Source organism: Streptomyces sp. NBC_00597 (assembly GCF_041431095.1).
In the GTDB taxonomy this organism is placed as follows: domain Bacteria; phylum Actinomycetota; class Actinomycetes; order Streptomycetales; family Streptomycetaceae; genus Streptomyces.
This window is the reverse complement of sequence record NZ_CP107757.1, coordinates 351323-377426: the sequence shown is the minus strand read 5'-3', so window position 1 is coordinate 377426 and position 26104 is coordinate 351323. Positions and strand designations below refer to the sequence as shown.

Here is a 26104-nt window from a genome sequence, read left to right as displayed (position 1 = left end):
GTGCCGGTGTGACGTTCGCCGCTCCTTCGGGAGGGGGTGTCCACTCCGGTTACCGGCAAGTAGCATGACCGGGTGAGCGGGCGCTCAGTGATGGGTCGCCCCCGCGCAGCAGTGCACACCCGCACCTGGAGGAGAGCCAACGTGCCTCGTACCGTCAGGGACGTCGTCTTCGTCGACGGCGTCCGCACCCCGTTCGGCAAGGCGGGCCCGAAGGGCATCTACAACGGGACCCGCGCCGACGACCTCGTCGTGAAGGCGATCCGGGAGCTGCTGCGCCGCAACCCGGACCTGGACCCCAAGAAGATCGACGAGGTCGCCATCGCCGCGACCACGCAGATCGGTGACCAGGGCCTGACGCTGGGCCGTACCGCCGGCATCCTCGCGGGCCTCCCGCAGTCCGTCCCGGGCTATTCCATCGACCGCATGTGCGCCGGCGCGCTGACCGCCGTGACCGCCGTCGCGGGCGGTGTGGCCTTCGGTGCGTACGACGTCGCCCTCGCCGGCGGTGTCGAGCACATGGGCCGCCACCCCATGGGCGAGGGCGTCGACCCGAACCCGCGCTTCGTCTCCGAGAAGCTGGTCGACGAGTCCGCCCTGTTCATGGGCATGACCGCCGAGAACCTGCACGACCGGTACCCGACGATCACCAAGCTCCGCGCCGACGAGTACGCCGTGCGCTCGCAGGAGAAGGCCGCCAAGGCGTACGCCGACGGCAAGATCCAGCAGGACCTGGTCCCGATCTCGGTGCGCAACACCAACGAGGCGGCCGGTGAGACGGGCTGGGGCCTGGTCACCACCGACGAGCCGATGCGCCCGGGCACCACGCTGGAGAACCTGGCCGGCCTCAAGACCCCGTTCCGTACGCACGGCCGGGTCACCGCGGGCAACGCCGCCGGTCTCAACGACGGTGCCACCGCCGCGATCATCGCGTCCGAGGACTTCGCCCGCGAGAACAACCTCCCGGTCAAGATGCGCCTCGTCTCGTACTCCTTCGCGGGTGTCGAGCCGGAGGTCATGGGTTACGGCCCGATCCCGGCCACCGAGAAGGCCCTCGCCCAGGCCGGCCTGTCCATCGAGGACATAGGCCTGTTCGAGGTCAACGAGGCGTTCGCCGTCCAGGTCCTCGCCTTCCTGGAGCACTACGGCATCGCCGACGACGACGCGCGCGTGAACCAGTACGGCGGCGCGATCGCGTTCGGCCACCCGCTGGCCTCCTCCGGCGTCCGCCTGATGACGCAGCTGGCCCGCCAGTTCGAGGAGCAGCCGCACGTCCGCTACGGCCTGACCACCATGTGCGTCGGCTTCGGCATGGGCGCCACGGTCATCTGGGAGAACCCGCACTTCAACGCCGAGGGAGACTCCAAGTGAGCACCACCGCTGAGCTCCTGAAGGGTGCGGCCGAGCTGTTCCCGGACGAGGTCGTCACGTCCGCGCACGTCCGCCACCTGGACCTGCCGTTCGGCGCCGGGCGCTTCGCGCTCATCACGCTGGACAACGGCTTCGACCACACCAAGCCGACCACCTTCGGCCCGCAGTCGCTGGCCAACCTGAACGCGGCGATCGACCAGGTCGAGCAGGAGGCCCTCGCGGGCTCCATCGTCGGCGCGGGCATCACCGGCAAGCCGTTCATCTTCGCGGTCGGCGCCGACCTCAAGGGCGTCGAGCTGCTGAAGCAGCACGACGAGGCCCTCGCCATCGGCAAGGGCGGCCACGACGTCTTCAAGCGCCTCTCCGCGCTGGCCGTCCCCACCTTCGCGTACTACAACGGCGCGGCGATGGGCGGCGGTGTCGAGGTCGGTCTGCACTGCTCCTACCGCACCGTCTCGAAGGCCATCCCGGCCTTCTCGCTGCCCGAGGTGTTCCTCGGTCTGGTTCCGGGCTGGGGCGGCTGCGCCATCCTCCCGAACCTGATCGGCGCGGAGCGCGCGGTCTCGGTCATCATCGAGAACTCGCTGAACCAGAACCGCCAGCTGAAGGGCAAGCAGGTCTTCGAGCTGGGCATCGCCGACGCCCTGTTCGAGGGCGCGGACTTCCTGGAGCAGTCGCTCCTGTGGACCGCTCGCGTCCTCAAGGGCGAGACCGAGGTCGTACGCGCCGAGGTCGACCGCGGCGAGGCCTGGGACGCGGCCGTCGCCAAGGGCCGCTCCATCGCGGACTCCAAGGTGCACGGGGCCGCTCCGGCCGCCTACCGCGCGCTGGACATCATCGCCGCGGCCAAGGACGGCGACCTCCAGGCCGGCTTCGACGCCGAGGACGAGGCCCTGGCCGACCTCATCATGGGCGGCGAGCTGCGCTCGGGCATCTACGCCTTCAACCTGGTGCAGAAGCGCGCCAAGCGCCCGGCCGGTGCCCCGGACAAGTCGCTGGCCCGTCCGGTCACCAAGGTCGGCGTCGTCGGCGCGGGCCTGATGGCCTCGCAGCTGGCGCTGCTCTTCCTGCGCCGCCTTGAGGTGCCGGTGGTCCTCACCGACATCGACCAGGAGCGCGTGGACAAGGGCGTGGGCTACGTCCACGCCGAGATCCAGAAGCTGCTCGGCAAGGGCCGCATCAACCAGGACAAGGCGAACCGCCTGACCGCCCTGGTGACGGGTGTCCTGGACAAGGCCGAGGGCTTCGCGGACGCGGACTTCATCATCGAGGCCGTGTTCGAGGAGATGTCCGTCAAGCAGAAGGTGTTCGCGGAGGTCGAGGCGGTCGCCCCGGCGCACGCGATCCTCGCCACCAACACCTCCTCGCTGTCGGTGTCGGAGATGGCCTCGAAGCTCCAGCACCCGGAGCGCGTGGTCGGCTTCCACTTCTTCAACCCGGTCGCGATCCTCCCGCTGCTGGAGATCGTCCGCGGTGAGCAGACGGACGACGCTTCGCTGGCCACGGCCTTCGGCGTCGCCAAGAAGCTGAAGAAGACCGCGGTCCTCACCAAGGACGCCCCGGCGTTCGTCGTGAACCGCATCCTGACCCGCTTCATGGGCGAGATCCAGAACGTCATCGACGAGGGCACCCCGGTCGTCACCGCGGAGAAGGCCATCGAGCCGCTCGGCCTGCCGATGTCCCCGCTGGTGCTGCTGGAGCTCGTCGGCCCGGCGATCGGTCTGCACGTCTCCGAGACCCTGAACCGCGCCTTCCCGGAGCGCTTCACCGTCTCCCCGAACCTCGCGGCGGTCGTCAAGGCCGGCAAGCGCGGCTTCTACACCTACTCCGCCGAGAACGGCTTCAAGCCGGAGCTGGACCCCGAGGTCGCCGCGCTCCTGGTCCAGGGCGACTCGGTCCTGACCGAGGAGCAGGTGCGCGACCGCGTCCTGGACGCGGTCGCGCAGGAGATCGGCCTGATGCTGGAGGAGGGTGTCGTGGCCGAGGCCCAGGACATCGACCTCTGCCTCATCACGGGCGCCGGCTGGCCCTTCCACCTGGGCGGCATCACGCCGTACCTGGACCGCGAGGGCGTCTCGGAGCGCGTGAACGGCAAGAAGTTCCTCGCCCCGGGTCTGGCGAGCGTCCCGGCCTGAGGTCCGAACGCCCCGTAGGTACGCCCGTCCCCAGCGCGGGGGCGGGCGTCCGCCGTTCCGGGGGCCTGCCTCCGCGGGCGGCTGCGGCGCCGGACCCGGCGCCGCAGCCGCCCGTGAGGGCTGGCAGAATACGGATCATGGCGGATGGCAAGACACCTTTCAGCCGCCGGAGCCTGCTGTTCGCGGGCGGCGCGGCGGCCGCCGGCCTCACCACGGGCGGCCTGTCCTGGGCGCTGCGCACCGGGGACGGCGAGCAGGACGATGACGCACCGCTGCCGGCCGGCGAGTTCGACATGCGGACCGGTTCGCAACTGCTGGCCCCGGCTCCGCTGTTCAATACGACCGGACCGCAGTCGTTCGCGTTCGACGACACGAACGGACAGATCTACGTACTGCAGACGGTTCAGGACGATATCCGCCTCGACGACGAGGAAGAACCGGTCGACTCGGCCGACCGCAAGTCCTCCGGCGATATGTGCCTGACCCGGCTGAGCAGTTCCGGAAAAACGCTCGGGCATATGTACCTGCGCGGCTTCGGCCACGGAATTTCGTGCGGCGTCGAGCCGACGGGTCAGCACACCTACATATGGGTGGAGGGCCGCGCGGAGGCCATGCGCGGCTACGGTCGCACCGTGGTCCGGGTGCCGTTCAAGGACGGTTCGGTCCTCGACAGCGCCGACGACTCCGTCCACCATTTCGACCCGGTTCCCGGTTCCACCGATGTCTGCCCCGCGCTCGACCTGCCCGGCGAGCGGGTGCTGGTGAGCCACGAGGAAGAGGGCGTGCACCGGTTCTCGGTGTACGGGATGGCGGATTTCCTGGCGGGGCGCTTCGACGCCGCACAGGTCATCAAGGCCGGGGTGCGGGTCAAGCAGGAGGAGTGGTTCCAGGGCTGCGCCCTGTACGGCGACTACGTCTACGTGTTGACCGGCGGCCCGTACACCGGCGACAAGGGGGACAACCCGCGGAAGTCCGGCGGAAATACATATGTCTCCGCAATTGACGTGCGCACCGGCAAGGCGCAGGGGCGTCACCACGTGACCGTTGCGCGGGATCTGGTGTACCGGGAGCCCGAGGGAATCGCGGTCTCCATGGCCGGCGGACGGCCGGCATTGACCATCGGATTTTCCGTGAAGACGAAGGACCGGCGCGAGCTGGCGCTGTATCGCTTCACGGCCTGAGAACGTTGACCTTCGGTTAACCCGGCGTTTTTCAGCCATCCATCAGGCTGCTTATACTACTGCGACACTTCACAGCATCCTTATACCTCCACGGGGGAGGCACCGCACCATGGGCTCCAAGCGGCTGCGCGCCGTGCTCGGCGTTCTGATCACCTCTGGGCTCATCCTCAGCTTCATCGGCATGCTGGTCGCCGTCGCGTTCGTCTCCCTCCCCCTGTTCGCCGGCTGTGCCGCGCTGAGCTACCTCGCCGACCTGATGCTCCACAACACCGAGTCGCCGACGCTGGAAAAACTGCGCGACTCGCGCTTCGGTCTGACGATGCGCTTCCTCATCCGGCAGTTCCTGCTGCTGGGTCTGTGCGGGGCCATCGCCGACATCGAGTCGTTCGTGGCGCAGATGACCACCATCGGCCTGCTCCTGCTCTTCATCCTCCAGCTCGCGTACGGCGCGCTCCTCAAGCACGTCCGCAAGATGCGCAACGAGCTGCCGTTCACCACGCGCGGGCTGGACCTGGAGGCGCTCGGCATCCGCCGCATGCCGCACCCGTTCCTGATGGACAAGCACGTCCGCAAGACGCTGCACCTGGACATCCCGCTGGTGGCCGGCGCGCTCGCCACCATCGCGACGGACGACTGGCGCTTCGTCACGTACGGCATGATCATCACGGTCTTCCTCGCCTACTTCTCCCTGCTGGTGCTGGTGCCCGACGCGCGCAACGCGCTCAAGCTGCCCACCACCGACGAGGCCATCGAGGAGCTCAACTACCAGCTGGCCGAATATCGACCCCAGGTCGCCCTCTACTTCACGTTCGCCGCCGTCTCCAAAGACTTCATGTACCAGGTGAACATGTGGCTGGAGTCGCTGGAGGCACTGGAACTGCGGCCCATCATCGTGCTCCGCGAGCGGGCCACCCTGCGTTTCCTGGACGCGACCTCGGTCCCTGTCATCTGCATCCCCAAAGCAGACAATCTCGCCCGCATCGAGATGAACGAGCTCCGTGTCGCCCTCTACCCCGGCAACGCGGGCAAGAACGTGCACATGCTCCAGCGCGCCGAGGTCAAGCACGTCTTCATCGGCCACGGCGACAGCGACAAGCTCGCGAGCAGCAACCGGGTCAGCAAGGTCTTCGACGAGATCTGGGTGGCCGGCCGGGCCGGCCGCGACCGCTACGAGCGCATCAAGCACGCCGTGTCGCACAACCAGATCGTCGAGGTCGGCCGCCCCCAGCTGATGCCCCTGCACCGCTGGACGGGTAGGGTCGCCAACCCCGTCCCCACCGTCATCTACGCCCCCACCTGGGAGGGCTGGACCGACGACGCCTGCTACACCTCGGTCATCCCGGCCGGCGAGAAGCTGATCAAGGCGCTGCTCGACTACGACCGCGACATCCGCATCATCTACAAGCCGCACCCGCTCACCGGCTCGCGCTCCGCCGAGGCCGGCGCGGCGCACCGCCGCGTCATCGCCCTCCTCGAAGAGGACAACGCCCGACGCTTCGGCCGCAACCTCACCGACTCCAAGGCAGCCGCCAAGAAGCTGGCCCGGATCGACCAGCGCATCGCCGACCTCTCCGAGCGCGGCGTCCGCTCCAAGTACCCGGACCTCACCGAGGAGGAGCGGACCGCGCGCATCCGGCGCAGCCGCAACCAGGCGGGCGCCCTGTACTGGAGCGCCGTCCCCGATGCCGCGCACCACGTGGTGACCGAGCGGATCCCGGCCCTGTACGACTGCTTCAACCAGTCCGACCTGCTCATCGGCGACATGTCCAGCGTCGTCTCCGACTTCGTCGCGACCCTGAAGCCGTACGCGATCTTCAACCTCGACGGCCTGCCCGACGACCAGTTCCGCAACGAGCAGCGGACGGCGTACGCCTCGTACCTGCTCGACGGCGACTGCAACGGTCTGGCGGAAGCCATCGGGGCGACGCTGAACCCGCGCGAGGACGTCATGGCGCCCTACCGCGAGCAGCTCAAGGAATACCTGCTGGGCGAGGAGTACCCGCCCAGCATCGTCCGCTTCAACGCGGCCGCCAACAACCTCTACCGGCGGGGGCTGCGCGACTTCCCCATCGAATACCCGGAGCAGCTCCCCTACCCCGTGTAGGCGCTCCTTCCCCCCGGTATCCGAGTCGCGCCGCCCGCTCCCCGCCCTCCCCAACCGCCGTGCCGCACCCTCACTCAGGAAGAAGGAGCCTTGTCCTCCAGGCCTCCCCACCGCACCATCGCCGTCGTACTCGCTGGGGGCACGGGCCAGCGCATCGGACTCGAAATACCGAAGCAGCTGCTCAAGATCGCCGGCAAACCGATTCTGGAGCACACGCTCCACGTCTTCGAGAACGCGCCGGACGTCGACGAGGTGATCCTCCTCATGACGCCCGCGTACGTGGAGGACGCCCGCCGCATCGTCGAGCGGGCCAAGCTGGGCAAGGTCACGCAGGTCCTGGCCGGCGGCTCGACCCGCAGCGAGACCACCCGGATCGCCATCGAGGCCGCGGCCGCCGGGCTCGGCGAGGGCGAGGACTGCAACCTCCTCTTCCACGACGCGGTCCGCCCGCTGCTGTCGCAGCGCGTGGTGCGCGAATGCGTCGAGTCCCTGGAGCGCTACCAGGCCGTCGACGTCGCCATCCCGTCCTCCGACACCGTCATCGTGACCCGCACCCACGGCAACGACGGCGAGTTCATCACCGAGGTGCCCGACCGCTCCCGGCTGCGCCGCGGCCAGACCCCGCAGGGCTTCCGGCTCTCCACGATCCGCGCCGCGTACGACCGGGCCGCCGGGGACCCGTTCTTCCAGGCCACCGACGACTGCTCCGTCGTCGTCAAGTACCTGCCGCACGTCCCGGTCCACATCGTCACCGGCGACGACTACAACATGAAGGTCACCCAGCCCGTCGACGTCTTCATCGCCGACAAGCTGTTCCAGCTCGCCTCCCACGCCGCGCCCGCCCAGGCCGGCGAGGCCGCGTACCGCGAGCAGCTGGCCGGCAAGACGATGGTGGTCTTCGGCGGCTCCTACGGCATCGGCGCCGACATCTCCCGCATCGCCGAGGGGTTCGGCGCCCGCGTCTTCGCCCTGGGCCGCTCCACCACCGGCACGCACGTCGAGAACCCCGCCCACGTCGCGGAGGCCCTGGCGGGCGCCTACGCCGAGACCGGCCGCATCGACTACGTCGTCAACACCGCGGGCGTGCTGCGCGTCGGCCGCCTCGACGAGACCGACAACGACACGATCCGGGAGGCGCTGGAGGTCAACTACCTCGCCCCGGTCAACATCGCCCGGACCGCGTACAAGTACCTCAGCGAGACCCAGGGCCAGCTGCTGCTCTTCACCTCCAGCAGCTACACCCGCGGCCGCGCCGAGTACAGCCTGTACTCCTCCACCAAGGCGGCCATGGTCAACCTGACCCAGGCCCTCGCCGACGAGTGGGCCGACGACGGCATCCGCGTCAACTGCGTGAACCCGGAGCGCACCGCCACCCCGATGCGCACCAAGGCGTTCGGCCAGGAGCCCTCGGCCTCGCTGCTCACCTCCGAGTCGGTGGCCCTGACCTCCCTGGACGTCCTGCTGTCGGAGATGACCGGCCACGTCATCGACGTGCGCAAGCAGGACCCGACCACGACGCCGGCGCAGCGCTCCGGCTTCGAGGCGGCGCTGGCGTCCGTGCTGATCGCATCCACGGAGGACCAGGGGGTCTAGGCGTGACGTACGCACCCGGACAGCACCAGCACGGCCGACGCCCGAAGATCTTCGTGGCCGGCGGTTCCAACGCAGTCAGCCGCCCGTACAGCTATCTCCCCATGGCCGGGTGGGCACAGACCCTGCCCCTCTTCCTCACGGACGAGGTGGAAGTGGTCGCCTGCGCCCGGGCGCGGGCAAGCTCCAAGAGCTTCCGTGAGCGCGGCCGGCTCCAGTGGATCCTGGACACCATGGAGGCGGGCGACTACCTGCTGTTCGGCTTCGGCCAGACGGACTGGAAGCCGGACCCGGGCCTGCACACCGACCCCTTCACCACGTTCCTGGAGCACATGCGGGCATACGTGGACGGCGTGCGGGAGCGGCAGGGCCACCCGGTGATCTACCTGCCGTACGAACGGCGGCGGATCGACCGGCACGGCAACGTGGCCCGGTTCCTCGGCGACTACCCGCTCGCCGCCCGGCAGCTGGCCGAGGACGAGCACGTTCCGGTCGTAGACATGTACGGCCAGAGCCTTCAGTGGTGGGAGGAGCTCGGGCCGGAGGCGACCAAGTCCGTGTTCACCTACCTGCGGCGCGGAGAGCCCCTCCTTGAGCACGTCCTGGATGCGGACAACGTGCACCTGCGGGCCGAGGGCGCGATCGAGTGCGCCCGGTTCGCCGTCCGCAGCATGCTCGAACAGGGCGTCATCCCGTCCCACTGGGGGCGGGACCTCGACCGCACGCAGTTCTCGTACGACGAGATGGGCTGGCTGGACGAAGAGACGTTCGATCAGCGCACCAGGTCCCGTGTGTCCCAGTTCCCCGGCGCCAAGGAGTCCGGCACGTGAATCACCTCCTGTGCCGGGGCCGGGCCCTGGGGGACGAACCGTCCCTGGGCGCCGTCTACGCGGCCCTGTACAGCTCGGCCGACCCGCGCCGCGGGGTGGCCCCCGGCGAGACGGTCCAGCTCGGCGTGTCCGTGGCGCCCGACCAGGGTGCCTCGCGCGGCTGCGCCTACCTGTTGGAGGCCCCGCTGGCCGACTCCGCCGACGTCGTCGCCGTCCAGGGGCTGGAGTACTTCCCGCGGCAGCGCTGGTTCCGGATCCGCGCCGAGGCCGGCGAGACCGGCACGGGCGTCCTGCACCTGCGCGTCCACGACAGGGCCACCGCACCGAGGATCCGGCCCCAGATCGTGGTCGCCGTACCGGACGCGACCGGCCGCAAGCTCGTCCGGACGGCCAAGCTCGACGCCGACGCCCTGCCGTTGCGACCGGCGACGGCCCGGAGCCTGCGGATCACGACCGAACCCGGCAGGCCGGGCACGGCCAACGTGCTGTCCGCCGCCCCGGCGGGGAGCACCGCCGTCTCCGTGACGCAGCCGCGCGGCGGCGACGTGCAGTTGTCGTACGACGGCTGGGTGACGTACACCCCCGCCCCCTCCTTCACCGGCTACGACCGCTTCACGTACACGGTGGCCACCCCGGCCGGGGAGCAGCAGACCTCCCACGTGAACGTCTTCGTGGGCTCCCTGGACCACATCCCGGGCGCCTTCCCGCAGCGGCCCGCGGACGCCGCCATGCGGCCCTGGCAGTGGCCCGAGCTCAGCGGGGAGATGCCGTGGCCCCGGCCCGACCAGACCGCGCGGAACCGATGAGGAACACAGGACCATGAACACCGCCTCCGTGCGCCCCACCGACGTCAAGGACGTGACCGTCGCGGTCCGCGTCCACAACCAGGCCGCCGCGCTCGACGCCTGCCTGGCCTCCGTCTTCGTGCAGAGCATCGGCACGGACCGGCTGGAGGTCATCGGCGTCGACGACGGGTCGACGGACGAGAGCGGGTCCGTACTGGCCCGCGCGGCCCACCAGTACCCGGCGTTCGTGCGCGTCGGGCAGGTCTCGCAGGGGCTGAGCCCGGCCGGGGCCCGCAACTGGGCGCTGAGCCAGGTCCTCGGACGGTACGTCATCTTCCTGGAGGCCACGGACCGGCTGGCGCCCGACGCGCTGGAGCGGATGGTGGCGGCGGCCGACGCGAACGAGGCAGACGTCGTGCTGGGCAAGCTGGAGAGCTCGGGCCGGCACACGGTGGCGACCTCGATGTTCCGCAAGAACCAGGCCCACACCGACCCGTACGCCACCCGCGTCTACTGGTCGCTGACCCCGGACAAGCTGTTCCGCACCAGCCTGCTCCAGCGCCGCGGGCTGGCCTTCCCCACCGACATGGTGATCGGCGACGACCAGGCGTTCACCGCCGGCGCGTTCATCGGGGCGGACAACGTCTCGGTGGTCGGGGACGCGACCTGCGTGGTCAAGGGCCCCTCCCCGGCGGTCCGCGCGACGCTGCCCGACCGGGTCGCCCTGGCCTCCCGGATGCTGGCGCTGGTCGCCGCGCAACTGCCCGAGGGGCCGCGCCGGGACAAGCTCCAGTCGCGCCACCTGGAGGTGGAGCTCGGCAAGGCGACCGCGGCCGCGCTGCTGTCCGCCCCGGACCCGGCGGAGCGGGACCAGGCACTGTGGGCCGCGGCCGAGGTGCTGCGCGCCCAGGCTTCCCCGGGCGCGCTGGCGCTGCTGCCGCGCATGGTGGCCGTACGGCTCGCCCTACTGGCGCAGGGCCGGTTCCCGGAGGCGCAGCAGATGGCCGCGTTCGAGGCGGACAAGGATCGGCCGGCCGTGCGCAAGACGGTCGAGAACGGCCGGGTGTTCACGACGCTGCCGTTCTTCCGCGACCCGCAGGTGGGGCTGCCGGACGAACTGTTCGACATCACGGGTGACATGACGGTCACCCACCAGCTCCAGAAGGCCAGGTGGGAGGGGCCGATGCTGACGCTGGACGGCTTCGCGTTCTACGAACAGCTGTCGACGAAGGACCGCACCACGCGGGTGGTGCTGCGGGAGCGGACGAGCGGTGCGCAGGAGGGCTACGCGGTGACGGCCCGCCGGGACGACGCGCTGGTCAACGCGAAGGGCAAGCCGCGGGCGATGGGCCGGTTCTCGGCACGGGTCAACCTGGCGCAGACTTCCAGCGGTTGGCCGCTGCCGCCGGGCACGTGGGACGCGTACCTCGCGGTCGGGTTCGAGGGTGTGACGCAGGAGGTGCGGCTCGGGCCGAAGCGCTCCGGGGACCTGGACACGACCGCCCGGGTGCCGGTTCCGATCGGGGCGGCGCCCGGTGCGCGGGGCATGGAGCTGGCCGCCGTGCCGTACTACACGGAGACGGGCGGGTTCAGCATCGAGGTGTTCCAGCGGACCCCTCTGCCGCGGAACGCCTGACACCCGACGCCAGAAGCCAAACGCCAGGCGCCTGACGGCTGACGCCCTGATGGCTGACGCCCTGACGCGCGGCCTGAGCCCGGCTCAGGCCGCTTCCCAGGGGCCGAACACCAGCCCCTGCTGCGTGGTGTCCTGGCGGGTGCAGATCAGGGAGCCGTCGGCGTCGAAGGCGGCGACGGCGATCCGGCCCGAGCCGTCGACCGCCACCTGGGGGGCGTACGCGCCCTGGCCGCCGAGGGAGGCCCACCAGGTTCCGTAGCCCTCGTTCTCGGTGACGTAGGCGGTGACTTCGATGTCGCCCTCCGCGCCGGTCTGCGCGAGGACCGTGCAGTCGTACCCGCCGAGGTCGGCCCGTACGACGCCGGGCGCCCCGCGGCCGCCCGCACCGCCGAGGCCCATCAGGCCGCCCTGGACGCCCTGCTCTCCGGCCCGCCAGGCGACGAGCGAGCCGTCGCCCGGGTAGCGCCAGAAGTACGTGACCCGGCGCGGGCCCGTCTCGCAGACGGCCGGGGTGCCGGGGACGACGGCGGTGGGGATGCGGTGCGCGAGCGCGAAGCGGCCCTGGCCGATGCCCGCCCAGCGGTCCGCGCCGGCCGGCCCGAGGACGAGCATCTCCAGCTGGCCGCCGGCGGGCATCAGCGGGGTGACCCCGCTCTCGTACGGCTCCGGGCCCACCTGCTTCCAGCCGCCCCACGCGCCCTCGGCGTTGCGGCTGCGGCGCAGGAGGCCGCCGCGGCGCATCGAGACGAGGACGTGCGTGGAACCGGAGCGCTGGTTGACGGCGATGCGCGGCGGGCCGGCGAGCCGGTCGTCGGCGGGACCCCCGCGCAGTCCGGGGGTGCCCAGACCGTGCCAGTCGATCATTCCGCGGCCCGGCTGGAACTGGGTGGAGACGATGATTTCCGGCCGCCCGGAACCGTCCTGGGCGGCCCGCAGGGCGACGAAGTGCACGTACCCCTCACGGCTCTGCGCCATCGAGACGGTACCCATCCAGCCCGGTATCTCGAAGAGGTCGGGGCCGGTCCAGCCGGTGTGGGGCGCCGCGGCCTCGGTCCAGCGCAGCAGGCCGTGCGGGGTGCAGGCGTAGGCCGTCAGCCGGCCGTCGCTCCCCTTGAACAGCCAGTTTCCGGCCGGCGGCGAGGAGCGGCGGGAACCCGGTCCGCCGGGGGACGTCTGCTGCGCCCCGCGGGCGGAAGAGGCGGTACGGGCACCGCCTTTGCCTCGGATCACTCCGCTGTCCACCCTTCTGCCGAGAATGTCCTGCTCAAGCGGCAGAGCTCTTCACCGGAAAGAATCAGCCACTCGAAAGTGTGTCTTATGATGCACCCCATCGATAATAGAAGGGCTCTGCCTCCATGACCGACCGGCCCTCGGCCACCCCTCCCCCGTCTCGGCGCGGACCGCGGCGCGGCGGCAGGCGACGCGTCCTGCGGATCGTGCTCCTGACGGTGGCCGTCCTCATCCTCGCGGCCGGTGGCGCGGGCTGGTGGGCGTACAGCCATCTCAACGGCAACATCGACAGCGTCGACCTCGATCAGGCGCTCGGCGACAACCGCCCGAAGAAGGTCGTCGCGGGAGCACAGAACGTCCTCGTCCTCGGCTCCGACTCGCGCGCCGGGGCCAACGCGGACCTCGACCACGGCGATGTGAGCGGCGCCCGCTCGGACACCGCCATGCTGGTGCACATACCCGAGGGCCGGTCCAAGGCCACCGCGGTGAGCATCCCGCGCGACACCCTGATCAGCCGGCCCGAGTGCAAGGACGCCGACGGCAACACCGTCAAGCCCGCGAACCGGGTCATGTTCAACTCGGTGTACTCGCTGGCCGGCCCGGCCTGCGTGGTCAAGACCGTGGAGCAGATGTCCGGGATCCGCGTGGACCACTTCGTCGAGGTCGACTTCGCCGGGTTCAAGGGCCTGGTGGACGCGCTCGGCGGGGTCACCGTCACCCTGGACAAGCCGATGAGCGGGGCCAAGGGAGGCCTCAAGCTCGACGTGGGCACGCACCGCCTCAACGGTACCGACTCGCTCAAGTTCGTCCGTACCCGCTACGGCTACGGCGACGGCAGCGACCTCGGGCGCATAGGCCTCCAGCAGCAGTTCATGATGGCGATGCTGTCGGAGATCAAGAAGCAGGACGCGCTCGGCAACCCGGCCCGTCTCTACAAGCTCGCCGACGCCGGCACGAAGTCGCTCACCACCGATTCCGACCTCGCCTCCCTCACCTCCCTGGCCGACTTCGCCCAGAGCATGAAGGGCGTGGACCCGGACACCATGGAGACGATCATGCTTCCCGTCGCCTACGACAAGGTCGACCCGAACCGCGTCGTCGTCGCGGAACCGCAGGCGGGCCAGCTGTGGGAGGCCCTGCGCACCGACCAGAAGATTCCGGCGGAGGCCAAGAAGTCCCCCGCCAAGGGCTGACGGCACGTCGCACGCGGCACGCGCCGCGCACACGGGAGCGGGCCGTACGGGAGCACTTCCCGTACGGCCCGCTCTCGTCGTGCCGTGGCCGTCGGCCGGTCGACTAGTACCGCGCGTCCTGACCGGACTTCCCGAGCCGGCTGTGCTTGCGGCCGTACAGGAAGTAGACGAAGAAGCCGATGACCATCCAGATGGCGAACCGGGCCCAGGTCTCGGCCGGCAGGTTGAGCATCAGCCATAGCGAGGCCGCGATCGACAGGATCGGGACCACCGGCACCCACGGGGTGCGGAAGGACCGGTGCAGGTCGGGGCGCGTCTTGCGCAGGACGATCACGCCGAGGGCGACCACCACGAAGGCGAACAGAGTGCCGATGTTCACCAGTTCCGCGAGCTTCTCCAGGCTGGTGAAGCCCGCGACGACGGCGATGATCCCGCCCAGCAGCATGGTCGCCCGGTACGGCGTGCGGTACTTCGGGTGGGTGACGGAGAAGACGCGCGGCAGCAGTCCGTCACGGCTCATCGCGAAGAACACGCGGGTCTGCCCGAGCAGCAGGATCATGCACACGGTGATCAGTCCGACGGCCGCCCCGAGGCTGATGGCGCCGGAGAAGAAGGGCTGGTTCACCGATTTGAAGGCTTCGGCGAGCGGGGCGGTGGCCGACATCTCGGTGTACTTCTGCATGCCGGTGACCACCAGCGTCACGGCGACGTAGAGCACGGTGCAGATGATCAGCGAGCCGAGGATGCCGCGCGGCATGTCCCGCTGCGGGTTCTTGGTCTCCTCGGCCGCGGTGGCCACGACGTCGAAGCCGATGAAGGCGAAGAAGACGAGGGAGGCCGCGGTGAAGATGCCCATGACACCGAAGTTGGTGGGCTCGTAGCCGAAGAGCAGCTGCACCAGGGGTGCCTTCCAGCCGCCCCCCGATTCTTGTGGCTGGGCCGGAGGGATGAACGGCTTGTAGTTGTCCGCCTTGATGAAGAACAGTCCGGCGATGATGACCAGCAGCACCACGGCCACCTTGATGGCGACGACGACCGCGGTGATCCGGGCCGAGAGCTTCGTCCCCACGACCAGGATCGCGGTCAGCACCAGGACCAACACGAACGCCAGCAGGTCGAAGGTGCCCCCCTCGTCCGGTCCGGCCAGTCCGACGGGCAGGTCCCAGCCGAGGTTCGTACTCATGAGGTGGCGCACGTACCCGGACCAGCCGACCGCGACGACGGCGGTGCCCAGCGCGAATTCGAGTACCAGGTCCCAGCCGATGATCCAGGCGGGCAGCTCGCCGATCGAGGCGTACGAGAACGTGTACGCCGAGCCGGCCACCGGCACGGTGGACGCGAACTCGGCGTAACAGAGCGCCGCGAGGGCGCAGACGATGCCCGCTGCGACGAAAGCGAGGGCGGTGGCGGGGCCGGCATTGTTGCGGGCGGCGATGCCCGTCAGGACGAAGATGCCGGTGCCGATGATGACGCCCACACCGAAGACCGTCAGGTCCCAGGCGGAGAGCGACTTGCGGAGCGCGTGTTCCGGCTCCTCCGTGTCGCGGATGGACTGCTCCACCGTCTTGGTGCGGAACGGGCTGTTCAGGTCCTTGCTCACCGACGCACCTCCGACAGGTGACGACGTACGCGAACGGGCCGGGAGGCCCACCCATTCCAGGGTGATCTCCCGGCCCGTGACGTGCAACCGCGCGGCGATCTACGGACGGACGTCCCGGCGGACGGCGGCGGCTAGTCGATCGCGGCGGCCGGCTCGCTGTCGAAACGCCCGTCGAGCTTGGCGACGAGGCCGGTGACCTGCCGGGCGATGTCCGGAGCGGTCAGACCGATCTCGGCCATGATCTCCTTGCGCAGGGCGTGGTCGAGGAAGCGCTGCGGAATGCCGAAGTCGCGCAGCGGTACGTCGACGCCCGCGTCGCGCAGTGCCTGCGAGACGGCGGCGCCCACACCACCGGTGCGGCCGTTGTCCTCGACGGTGACGACCACGCGGTGCCGGTCCGCGAGCGGGGCCAGGGCCTCGTCCACGGGCTTGACCCAGCGGGGGTCGACGACGGTCGTGGAGATGCCCTGCTTGTCGAGCAGGTCGGCGATCTCCAGGCACATCGGGGCGAGTGCGCCGACCGAGACGAGCAGTACGTCCGGACGGGTGACTTCGGGGGCCGGGGAGCGCAGGACGTCCATGCCGCCGATCCGGCCGACGGCCGGAACGGCCGGGCCGACGACGCCCTTGGAGTAGCGCACGACGGTCGGGGCGTCCTTGACCTCGACGGCCTCGCGCAGCTGGGCGCGCAACTGCTCGGCGTCGCGCGGGGCGGCGAGCCGCAGGCCGGGCACGACCTGGAGGATCGACATGTCCCACATGCCGTTGTGGGAGGCGCCGTCGTCGCCGGTGACACCGGCGCGGTCCAGGACGAAGGTGACCCCGCACTTGTGCAGGGCCACGTCCATCAGGACCTGGTCGAAGGCGCGGTTGAGGAACGTCGCGTACACCGCGAAGACCGGGTGGACCCCGCCGGTGGCCAAGCCGGCCGCCGATGTGGCGCCGTGCTGCTCGGCGATGCCCACGTCGTAGATCCGGTTCGGGAAGGCCTCGGCGAACTTGTTGAGGCCGACCGGGTGGAGCATGGCGGCGGTGATGCCGACGATGTCCTCGCGCTCGTGGCCGAGCTTGACCATCTCGTCGGCGAAGACGGAGGTCCAGCTGGCGGCGGCGGTCTTGACCGGCAGTCCGGTGTCCGGGTGGATCACGCCGACCGCGTGGAAACGGTCCGCCTCGTGCTCCAGGGCCGGGGTGTAGCCGCGGCCCTTCTGGGTGAGGCAGTGCACGATGACCGGGCCGCTGAAGCGCTTGGCGCGCTGCAGGGCGGACTCCAGGGCCTCGATGTCGTGGCCGTTGATGGGCCCGATGTACTTCAGGCCGAGGTCCTCGAACATGCCCTGCGGGGCGATGAAGTCCTTGAGGCCCTTCTTGGCGCCGTGCAGGGTCTCGAAGAGCGGCTTCCCGACGACCGGGGTGCGCTCCAGGAGCTCCTTGCCGCGGGCCAGGAAGCGCTCGTAGCCGTCCGTGGTGCGCAGGGTGGCGAGGTGGTTCGCGAGGCCGCCGATGGTGGGGCCGTACGAGCGCTCGTTGTCGTTGACGACGATGACCAGCGGGCGGTCCTTGGCGGCGGCGATGTTGTTCAGCGCCTCCCAGGCCATGCCTCCGGTCAGCGCGCCGTCGCCGATGACGGCGGCGACGTGGTGGTCCTCCCGGCCGAGCACCTCGTTCGCCTTGGCGAGGCCGTCGGCCCAGCCCAGCACGGTGGAGGCGTGGGAGTTCTCGATCACGTCGTGGTCGGACTCGGCGCGAGAGGGGTAGCCGGACAGGCCGTTCTTGGTGCGCAGGCCGGCGAAGTCCTGGCGGCCCGTGAGCAGCTTGTGGACGTAGGCCTGGTGGCCGGTGTCGAAGAGGACCTTGTCCTTGGGCGAGTCGAAGACCCGGTGCAGGGCGATCGTCAGTTCGACCACCCCGAGGTTGGGGCCGAGGTGCCCGCCGGTCTTGGAGACGGCGTCGACGAGGAAGGACCTGATCTCGGCGGCGAGCTGGTTCAGCTCCTCCTGGCTGAGCCGGTCCAGATCGCGCGGTCCCTTGATGCGGGTCAGCAGCACCCGTGCCTCCTTGCAGTTGCTTGCTGGTCTGTCGAGTCTAATGTTCCGTCGGCGACGGTGGTCATCGGGCTGCCGCAGGCGGGTCACGGCTCGGTCATGCGTGTACGCATCCCTGTACAGATCAGCCCGAGGCCACACCTCACATTCGGGCGTATACCCACACAGGTGTACGCACATTTGTACGCACGCGTGCCCGGTGCCACGCGAGGTGGCACCGGGCACTGTGACCGGTCTTACCGCGACGGGCGCGGTGTCAGGCGCGTCCGGCCGTCTTCTGGGTCTTGCGGGTGACCGAGTCGATCACCACGGTGGCCAGCAGCACCGCACCGGTGATCATGTACTGGATCGGGGTGGCGATTCCCTGGAGAGCCAGACCGTACTGGATCGAGGTGATGACCATGACGCCGAGGAGGGCGTTCCAGGTCCGGCCCCGGCCGCCGAAGAGGCTGGTGCCGCCGATCACGGCCGCCGCGATCACGTTCATCAGCAGGTCGCCGCCGCCGGCGCTCTGGTTGGCCGCCGCGATCTTGGAGGCCCAGAAGAGGCCGCCGATGGCCGCGAAGGTGCCCGAGATCGTGAAGACCGCGATGCGGATCCCGACGACGCTGATGCCGGCGCGGCGGGACGCCTCGACGCTGCCGCCGAGAGCGAAGACGTTCCGGCCGAACGTGGTGCGGCGCAGCAGGAAGTCCGTGCCGGCCAGCACCACCACGAACAGCACGACCGCCAGCGGCAGGCCCTTGTACTGGTTGAACACCGCGGCGGGACCGAAGGTGAAGACGGCCAGCAGACCCGTGCGCAGGGCGATCTCGCTCATCGGACGGGACGGGACGCCCGCGGCCTCGCGGCGGCGGTTGTCGAAGAAGCTCGCCAGGAAGTACCCGACCACCGCGATCGCGGCGAGGCCGTAGCCGGCCGCCACGTCCGAGAAGAAGTACGTGGTGAGCTGGCCCACCACACCGTCCGAGTCGATGTTGATCGTGCCGTTGCTGCCGAGGATCTGCAGCATGGCGCCGGACCAGAAGAGCAGGCCCGACAGGGTGACCGCGAACGCAGGTGCGCCGATCTTGGCGAAGAAGAAGCCGTGGATTGCGCCGATCAGGGCACCGCCGGCGACCGCGGCCAGGATCGCCACCCACTCGTTGACCCCGTGGGTGACGGCCAGGACGGCGAAGAGGGCACCCGCGACACCGCTGACGGAGCCGACCGAGAGGTCGATCTCGCCGAGCAGGAGCACGAAGATGATGCCCACGGCCATCATGCCGGTGGCGACCATCGTGATCGCGATGTTGGTGAGGTTCTCCGGGGACAGGAAGTTCGCGTTCAGTCCCTGGAAGATGCCGCAGATGATGATCAGGCCGATGACGACCGGGAGGGAGCCCAGGTCGCCGGCCTTCATCTTGCGGCCGAACTCGCTCACGTAGCCGGAGAGGCCCTGCTCGCGCACGAGCAGACGCGGGTCCACCGCGGGAATGGAGTCCGCCGGGGCGGAGGGGTTGGCCAGCTTGGCCACTTCTTCCGCCGAGGTGTGGTGTTCGGTGCTCACTTGCGAGCCTCCCCGGTACGGGCCGCACGACGGGTCACGGCGTTGTCCGTGGCTCCCGTGATGGCGGAGATGATCTCTTCCTGCGACGTGTCCTTGACACTGAAGACGCCGTTGTTGCGGCCCAGCCGCAGGACCGCCACCTTGTCGGCGACGGCCTTCACATCGGCCATGTTGTGGCTGATGAGGATGACGGCGTGGCCGCGCTCGCGCAGCCGCTCCACCAGGTCGAGGACCTGTGCGGTCTGCTCGACGCCGAGGGCGGCGGTGGGCTCGTCGAGGATGACGAGCTGGGGCTCGCCGAGCATCGAACGGGCGATCGCCACGGTCTGGCGCTGACCGCCGGAGAGCGAGGCGATCGGGATGCGGACACTGGGGATCCGGATCGACAGGGTGGTCAGGAGCTCGCGGGCGCGGCGCTCCATCTCCACCTCGTCGAGGACACCGCGGCGCTTGAGCTCGCGGCCCAGGAACAGGTTGCCGACGACATCGATGTTGTCGCACAGTGCGAGGTCCTGGTAGACCGTCGCGATGCCCAGGTTCTGGGCGTCGTGGGGCTTGGTGATCGAGACCGGCTTGCCCTCCCACTCGATGACTCCGTCATCGATGGGGTGGACGCCGGCGATCGTCTTGACGAGCGTGGACTTGCCGGCGCCGTTGTCGCCGACCAGGGCGACCACCTCGCCGGAGTGGATCTCAAGCTCTACATCGGTGAGCGCCTGAACGGCACCGAATCGCTTCGAGACCCCTCGCAACGCCAGCACGGGCGCAGCGGACACATGAACCATCTCCTTCGCCGCCTGACCGGCGGGGATGTCGTGCAAAAAGTGCAGGAGCGGGGTGGGTAAGGAATCGTTTCTGCCCGGCGCCCCGCGAGTGGCGGGGAAAAGTGGGCGGGGCGCCGGGCAGGCGCGGGGGTCCTGGGGGACCGGAGGCTCGGAGGCGGGCCTCCGGCCGGCAGGACGCTGGGGCCTCGGCGGGTCCGGGGGGACCCCGCGTGCGGCCGGGTCCGGCCCGTGGGGGCCGGGATGGCCTACTGAGGGGCCCGTATGGGGCCCGGTCGGCCTACTTCAGGCCGAGGGTGGTGCAGGCGGCCGCGTACTTGTCGGTGCAGATCTCGTCGGCCGTGTAGACACCGTCCTTGATGACAGTGTCCTTGATGTTGTTCTTGGTCAGCGAGACGACGGGGACCAGGAGCGAGGCGATGCCCTTGTCCGTGGGGCTGTCGACCTTGGAGGTGGTGACACCGTCGAGCTTCTCGCCCTTGGCGAGCGCGACGGCCATCTTCGCGGCGGCCTCGGCCTCGGGGGCGTACGGCTTGTAGACGCTCATGAACTGCTCACCGGCGACGATGCGCTGCACACCGGCGAGTTCCGCGTCCTGACCGGTGACCGGGGGAAGCGGTTCCATGCCGGCGGCCTTGAGGGCGGTGATGATGCCGCCGGCCATGCCGTCGTTGGCCGAGTAGACGCCGACGATCTTGTCCTTGCCCAGCGCGGAGATCGCACCCGCCATGTTGGTGTTGGCGTTCTCCGGCTTCCACTCCTTGGTGTCGTACTCCTTGCCGATGGTCACCTTGCCATCGAGGACGGAGTGCGCACCCTTCTTGAAGAGGGCGGCGTTGGGGTCGGTGACCGACCCGTTCATCATGACGATCTGGCCGTCCTTGGCCTTGTCGCCCAGGGCCTCCAGCAGTGCCTTGCCCTGGACCTTGCCGACCTCTTCGTTGTCGAACGAGGTGTAGGCGTCGATCGGGCCCTCGGCGAGGCGGTCGTAGGCCACGACCGGGATGCCCTTGTCCTTGGCCTTCTTGACCGAGCCGGCGATGGCCTTGGAGTCAACGGCGTCGACGACCAGGACGTTCACCTTGTTGGTGATCATCGTGTCGACCTGCGAGTTCTGCGTGGTCGCGTCCTGCTTGGCGTTGGCGTAGACCACCTCGGCCTTGCCGCCGGTGAGTTCGGCGACCTTCTTCTCGAAGAGCGGCTTGTCGAACTTCTCGTAGCGCGCGGTCTGGTTCTCCGGCAGGAGCAGACCGATCTTGATCGCGCCACCGGCAGCGGCGGAGCCGGACTCCTTCGGCTTCTCGCCGGCCTCCTTGGCGCTGCCACAGGCGGCAAGGGAAGCGGCCATGGCGGTGGCGGCGACGGCTACGGCGGCTCTACGCATGCGCGTGTTCATTTCTTGAACCTCCCTGACGTGGCCGCAACAGCGCGGCCGAGGTGGACGTGAGTCAACCTCGGCCGCAGTTTGGCGTCAAGGAGTGAATCCTTAACGAGATGACAACGGTGCCATCCGTTATCTAACTGAAGGCAAGAGCTTGAGGTTCGACGAATCGGTCAGAAGCGTCGAATCGCCCATCTCGCTCAGTACGAGGGCCAGCGCGCCCAGTACCTCGGCCCGACCACCCAACGACCCGGTGAGCACCGAGAGTTGACGTGCCGCACTGGGGATCGCGTACCGGCCCACGGACTCGCGTATGGGGGCCAGGACCAGCTCACCGGCCTCCGCCAGGGACCCCCCGAGCACCACCCGGCTCGGGTTGAGGACATTGCACAGGTTCGCGACACCACTACCCACATGGCGGCCTACGTCGGCGATCACGCGGCGACACCCCGGGTCGCCCTCCCGGGCCAGTTCGACCACCCGCTCCATGGTGAGTTCGGGCCCGTGCGTGCTCTGCAACAACGGCAGTACGTACCGGGCCGCGGCGAAGGTCTCCAGGCAGCCGCGGTTGCCGCAGCGGCACACCGGGCCGGACTCGTCCAGGGTGATGTGCCCGATCTCCCCGGCGGTGCCGCCGGGCCCCCGGTAGATCTGCCCGTTTATCACCAGGCCGGCGCCGACACCGCTCGCGACCTTGATGTAGGCCAGGTCCTTGACCCCCCGGCCGCTCCCCCACACCAGCTCCCCGAGCGCTCCGAGGTTGGCGTCGTTGTCCACGTACACGGGCACGCCGAGGCGTTGCGAGAGCTCCTGGCGCGGGTTGATGCCCGCCCAGCCCGGGAGGATCGCCGTGGAGCCCAGGGTGCCGGACTCCACGTCGATGGGGCCGGGGACGCCGAGCCCGACGCCGATGACCTTCTCGCGGCCCACCCCGATGCCCGCGATCAGCTCGCCGACCAGGGCTTCGGCGCGGTCGAAGCCCTCCGCCCAGGAGGCGTCCACGTCCAGCGGGGCGGATTCCTCCGCCAATACCTGGTGGGCGAGGTTCCCGACGGCCACCCGCAGGTGGGTGTGGCCGAAGTCCACGCCGATGACGATGCCGGCGTCGCCGCTGAGGGAGACGCTGCGCGCCCGCCGGCCGCCGGCCGAGGTGTCCGTGACCTCGACGGTCCCACCCTCCTTGAGCTCGCGGACGATGTTGGAGACCGTGGCCGCCGACAGTCCGGTGGACCGGGCGATCTCCGCCTGGGTCAACGAACCGGCGAGCCGCACGGCCCGCACGACCCGTTCGAGATTCGCGCGGTGCAGTGAAGACTGCGATCCGGGAGTCTGCACGACTCATCCACTCCTGCCCATTAGCGACGGCCGACCGTCGCCCCCCGAGCCGGCGTCGCGGCTTGGTGCTCCGAGACCCCGGCGTCTCTCCAACTTGTGAACCTTAAGTCGAGCCTTTGGCCCTCCAGACGTCAAGAGGCTGACACGGAACGAAACGGTCACTACCGGTCATAAGTATGAGAGACATCCCTCTGGAACGTGTTACGGTCGCTGAGGCGCCGGTCCTCTGCGGCCTTTCCGGCCGGGCGGGCGCCCCGTAATGACGGCGCTATGCAAGGAGGTGTTCGGGATGAGTCCCGATCGAAGTCTTTGCAGCGCTCTCGTCGGCTGACCTGGATCAGCCGATCTTTCCCTGAGTGCGCACGGTCGCGGCACCTGCCGCGCGGCCGCGGTCCAACGCTGCCCCCCCGTGCGGTTCTGCATCCCTTCATTCTTCTCCACCTCCCCTTCCTTCCGCATGCCCCGGTCCGTCCGCGGGCGTGCGTCGTCATCCATGTCCCCCGGCGTGCCCGACGGCGCTTGGCGCCGCGCTGCGGCGCGCCGACCCATGACCACTCCACGTGACCGCGCGGCTCCGTGCTGCCCGGACGCGGTGGAGGGAGGTACTCATCATGACCATGCTCACCCCCCGTACGCCGACCAAGCTCGCGCCGCCGGGCAACGGCCGCCGCGAGCGCAAGGCCGCCGAGCTGGAGTCCCGTACCCGGCTCGCCGGCGAGCGGCTCGCCGGGTTCGGCGCCCGCCCCTGCGCCCTGGTCCTCCAGGAGCTGTCCGCCACCCGCAGCGGCCTCACGCACGCCGAGGCGGCACTGCGCCTGGAGCGGCACGGCGCCAACGTCGTCGCCCACGAGCGCGCCCCACGCTGGTGGGCGCAGCTCGCGAAGGCCTTCTGGAACCCGTTCATCGCCGTCCTGGTCTTCCTGGCCGCCGTCATGTGGTGGCAGGACCCGGCCGACCCGGGTGTCGTCATCCTCTCCGTGATGGTGGCGGTCAGTGGACTGCTGCGCTTCTGGCAGGAGTACCGCTCGGGCCGCGCCGCCGCCGCGCTGAAGAGGCTCGTCACGACCACCTGCGCGGTGCAGCGCCGAGCCGGTGGCGGCTCGGGGCCGGCCACCTTCGAAGTGCCCATGGACCAGGTGGTCCCCGGCGACGTGGTGAAGCTGGCAGCCGGCGACCTGATCCCGGCCGACCTGCGGCTGATCACCTCCAAGGACCTGATGGTCGGCCAAGCCGCGCTGTCCGGCGAGTCGTTGCCGGTCGCCAAGGCCGATGCTCCCGCCCGCACCGCCGGGGGGACCCCCGGCGCCGACGACCTCGGCCGGTTCGAGGGCACCGACCCCGTCGAGGCCGACAACCTGGTCCTGATGGGCACCTCGGTGACCTCCGGGACCGCCACCGGGGTCGTGGTCGCCACCGGCTCGGACACCTACTTCGGCTCGATGGCCGGCTCGCTGGTCGGCGAGCGCCCGCAGACCAACTTCGACAACGGCGTGCGCAAGGTCAGCTTCCTGCTGATCCGCTTCATGCTGGTCATGGTCCCGGTCGTGTTCGCCGTCAACGGCCTCACCAAGGGCGACTGGGACGAGGCCTTCCTCTTCGCCGTCGCCGTCGCCGTCGGCCTGACCCCCGAGATGCTGCCGATGGTCGTCTCCGCCAACCTGGCGCGCGGCGCGGTCGCCATGTCCAAGCGGAAGGTCGTCGTCAAGCGGCTCAACGCGATCCAGAACCTGGGCGCCATGGACGTGCTCTGCACGGACAAGACCGGCACCCTCACCGAGGACCGGATCGCCTTGGACCGCTACCTGGACGTGCACGGCGACGAGGACGGCGAGGTCCTGGAGTACGCCTACCTCAACTCCCACTTCCAGACGGGCCTGAAGAACCTGATGGACCAGGCCGTCATCGACCGCGTGGACGAGGCCGAGGAGGTTGTCGTCGACGCACGGTTCTCGATGGTCGACGAGATCCCCTTCGACTTCGCCCGCCGCCGGATGTCCGTGGTCCTGGACCGCAACGCCGTCGTGGGCGGCCCCGGCCGCCCCGAGCACATCATGATCACCAAGGGTGCGGTGGAGGAGGTCCTGGGCCTCTGCACCCACATGACGGACCGCGGCCGGAAGGTCGAACTCACCGACGGGCTGCGCCGGCACGTCACCCGCATCGCCGAGGACAACACCCGCCGGGGCCTGCGCGTCCTCGCCGTCGCCACCCGCACGGTGAGCGCCCCCCGCGCCACGTACTCCGTCGCGGACGAGGACCGCCTCACCCTGGTCGGCTTCCTCGCCTTCCTCGACCCGCCGAAGGCCGACGCCGCCCGGGCCCTGCAGGCCCTGGCCGACAAGGGCGTGGCGGTCAAGGTCGTCACCGGCGACAACGACCTGGTGGCCGCCCGGGTCTGCGCGGACGTGGGTCTCGACGTCGGGCACGTGGTGCTCGGCACCGGGATCGACGCCCTCGACGACACGGCGCTGCGCGCGCTGGCCGCCCGTACGACGGTCTTCGCCAAGGTCAATCCCGTCCAGAAGGCCCGGATCGTCCGCGCCCTGCAGGCCGACGGGCACACCGTCGGCTTCCTCGGGGACGGCATCAACGACGCCGCCGCGCTGCGCGACGCCGATGTCGGCATCTCCGTCGACACCGCTGTCGACATCGCCAAGGAGTCCGCGGACATCATCCTGCTGGAGAAGGACCTGACCGTCCTGGAACAGGGTGTGATCCAGGGCCGGACGACCTTCGGCAACACGATCAAGTACATCAAGATGACGGCGTCGTCGAACTTCGGCAACGTCTTCTCGGTCCTGGTGGCGAGCGCGTTCATCCCCTTCCAGCCGATGCTCGCGATCATGCTGCTGGTGCAGAACCTGGTCTACGACATCGCGCAGCTGGCGACGCCGTGGGACCGGATGGACGAGGAGTACCTGCGGGGGCCCCGCAACTGGGACGCCAAGGGCATCGGCCGGTTCATGGTCTGCATCGGCCCGATCAGCTCGATCTTCGACATCGCGATGTTCGTGATCATGTGGAACGTGTTCGGTGCCAACAGCGAGGCCGAGCAGTCGCTGTTCCAGTCCGGCTGGTTCATCGAGGGACTGCTCTCGCAGACCCTGATCGTCCATATGATCCGTACCCGGAAGATCCCCTTCATCCAGTCCCGCGCCTCCTGGCCGGTGATGGTGATGACCGTCCTCGCGGTGCTGACCGGTCTGTACCTGCCCTTCTCGCCGCTGGCCGCCCCGCTGGGCTTCACGGCCCTGCCTGCGGGCTACTTCCCGTGGCTGGTCGGCGTGCTGCTGGCGTACTGCACGCTCACGCAGCTCCTGAAGACCCTGTACATCCGCACGTTCGGCACCTGGCTGTAGG

The 26104-nt window shown here is 69.8% G+C and carries 17 protein-coding genes; 10 read left to right on the top strand and 7 right to left on the bottom strand.

All coding sequences use genetic code 11. The features are described 5' to 3' along the window. Positions 1-141 precede the first annotated feature (141 nt). From OG974_RS01525 to OG974_RS01490, 8 genes are all read left to right on the top strand, one after another. A complete protein-coding gene (locus OG974_RS01525; protein WP_327279159.1) occupies positions 142-1368 on the top strand; it encodes an acetyl-CoA C-acyltransferase in 1227 nt (408 codons plus the stop codon). After that, entirely contained in the window at positions 1365-3503 is a 2139-nt protein-coding gene (locus OG974_RS01520) for a 3-hydroxyacyl-CoA dehydrogenase NAD-binding domain-containing protein (RefSeq protein WP_327279158.1), read from the top strand. Before OG974_RS01525 ends, OG974_RS01520 begins: the two co-directional genes overlap by 4 nt. A gap of 137 nt (positions 3504-3640) precedes the next feature. Beyond that, complete coding sequence (locus OG974_RS01515; protein WP_327279157.1) at positions 3641-4684, top strand: signaling protein; 1044 nt, start codon at positions 3641-3643, stop codon at positions 4682-4684. A 109-nt stretch (positions 4685-4793) separates the two neighbouring features. After that, positions 4794-6788, top strand: a complete 1995-nt coding sequence (locus OG974_RS01510; RefSeq protein ID WP_371645120.1) for a hypothetical protein — start codon at positions 4794-4796, stop codon at positions 6786-6788. Between the two features lie 90 nt (positions 6789-6878). Beyond that, positions 6879-8381 carry a bifunctional cytidylyltransferase/SDR family oxidoreductase gene (locus tag OG974_RS01505; protein ID WP_328764102.1) on the top strand — a complete coding sequence of 501 codons (1503 nt, stop codon included), beginning with the start codon at positions 6879-6881 and terminating at the stop codon, positions 8379-8381. Positions 8382-8383: 2 nt separating this feature from the next. After that, a complete protein-coding gene (locus OG974_RS01500) occupies positions 8384-9208 on the top strand; it encodes a rhamnogalacturonan acetylesterase (protein ID WP_327279154.1) in 825 nt (274 codons plus the stop codon). Then, positions 9205-10014 carry an Ig-like domain-containing protein gene (locus OG974_RS01495; protein ID WP_327279153.1) on the top strand — a complete coding sequence of 270 codons (810 nt, stop codon included), beginning with the start codon at positions 9205-9207 and terminating at the stop codon, positions 10012-10014. The genes OG974_RS01500 and OG974_RS01495 overlap by 4 nt, the downstream gene beginning before the upstream one ends. A gap of 13 nt (positions 10015-10027) precedes the next feature. Further along, the gene (locus OG974_RS01490; protein ID WP_327279152.1) at positions 10028-11629 is read left to right on the top strand and encodes a glycosyltransferase family 2 protein; all 1602 of its coding nucleotides are present in this window, start codon (positions 10028-10030) and stop codon (positions 11627-11629) included. 84 nt (positions 11630-11713) lie between these two features. On the opposite strand, the gene OG974_RS01485 is transcribed toward OG974_RS01490, so the two are convergent. Beyond that, complete coding sequence (locus OG974_RS01485) at positions 11714-12859, bottom strand: hypothetical protein (protein WP_327279151.1); 1146 nt, start codon at positions 12857-12859, stop codon at positions 11714-11716. 125 nt (positions 12860-12984) lie between these two features. On the opposite strand from OG974_RS01485, the gene OG974_RS01480 reads away from it, so the two are divergent. Further along, positions 12985-14052, top strand: a complete 1068-nt coding sequence (locus OG974_RS01480; RefSeq protein WP_371645117.1) for an LCP family protein — start codon at positions 12985-12987, stop codon at positions 14050-14052. 103 nt (positions 14053-14155) lie between these two features. Here the strand turns inward: OG974_RS01480 and OG974_RS01475 are convergent, their stop codons facing one another. The 6 genes from OG974_RS01475 to OG974_RS01450 all read right to left on the bottom strand — a co-directional run bounded on the left by OG974_RS01475 (position 14156) and on the right by OG974_RS01450 (position 22744). Further along, positions 14156-15652 carry an amino acid permease gene (locus tag OG974_RS01475; protein WP_327279149.1) on the bottom strand — a complete coding sequence of 499 codons (1497 nt, stop codon included), beginning with the start codon at positions 15650-15652 and terminating at the stop codon, positions 14156-14158. Between the two features lie 131 nt (positions 15653-15783). After that, the gene (gene dxs / locus OG974_RS01470) at positions 15784-17700 is read right to left on the bottom strand and encodes a 1-deoxy-D-xylulose-5-phosphate synthase (protein ID WP_327279148.1); all 1917 of its coding nucleotides are present in this window, start codon (positions 17698-17700) and stop codon (positions 15784-15786) included. 253 nt (positions 17701-17953) lie between these two features. Continuing rightward, positions 17954-19213 (bottom strand): sugar ABC transporter permease, encoded by a 1260-nt coding sequence (locus tag OG974_RS01465; protein ID WP_327285826.1) that lies wholly within the window; start codon positions 19211-19213, stop codon positions 17954-17956. A gap of 29 nt (positions 19214-19242) precedes the next feature. After that, positions 19243-20031 (bottom strand): ATP-binding cassette domain-containing protein, encoded by a 789-nt coding sequence (locus OG974_RS01460; RefSeq protein WP_327279147.1) that lies wholly within the window; start codon positions 20029-20031, stop codon positions 19243-19245. Positions 20032-20308: 277 nt separating this feature from the next. Further along, positions 20309-21424, bottom strand: coding sequence for a substrate-binding domain-containing protein (locus tag OG974_RS01455; RefSeq protein ID WP_327279146.1), 1116 nt, complete (start codon positions 21422-21424; stop codon positions 20309-20311). Positions 21425-21541: 117 nt separating this feature from the next. Further along, positions 21542-22744 (bottom strand): ROK family transcriptional regulator, encoded by a 1203-nt coding sequence (locus OG974_RS01450; protein ID WP_327279145.1) that lies wholly within the window; start codon positions 22742-22744, stop codon positions 21542-21544. Positions 22745-23355: 611 nt separating this feature from the next. Between OG974_RS01450 and mgtA the strand changes: the two genes are divergently transcribed. Continuing rightward, positions 23356-26103, top strand: coding sequence for a magnesium-translocating P-type ATPase (mgtA, locus tag OG974_RS01445; protein ID WP_371645114.1), 2748 nt, complete (start codon positions 23356-23358; stop codon positions 26101-26103). Position 26104 lies beyond the last annotated feature (1 nt).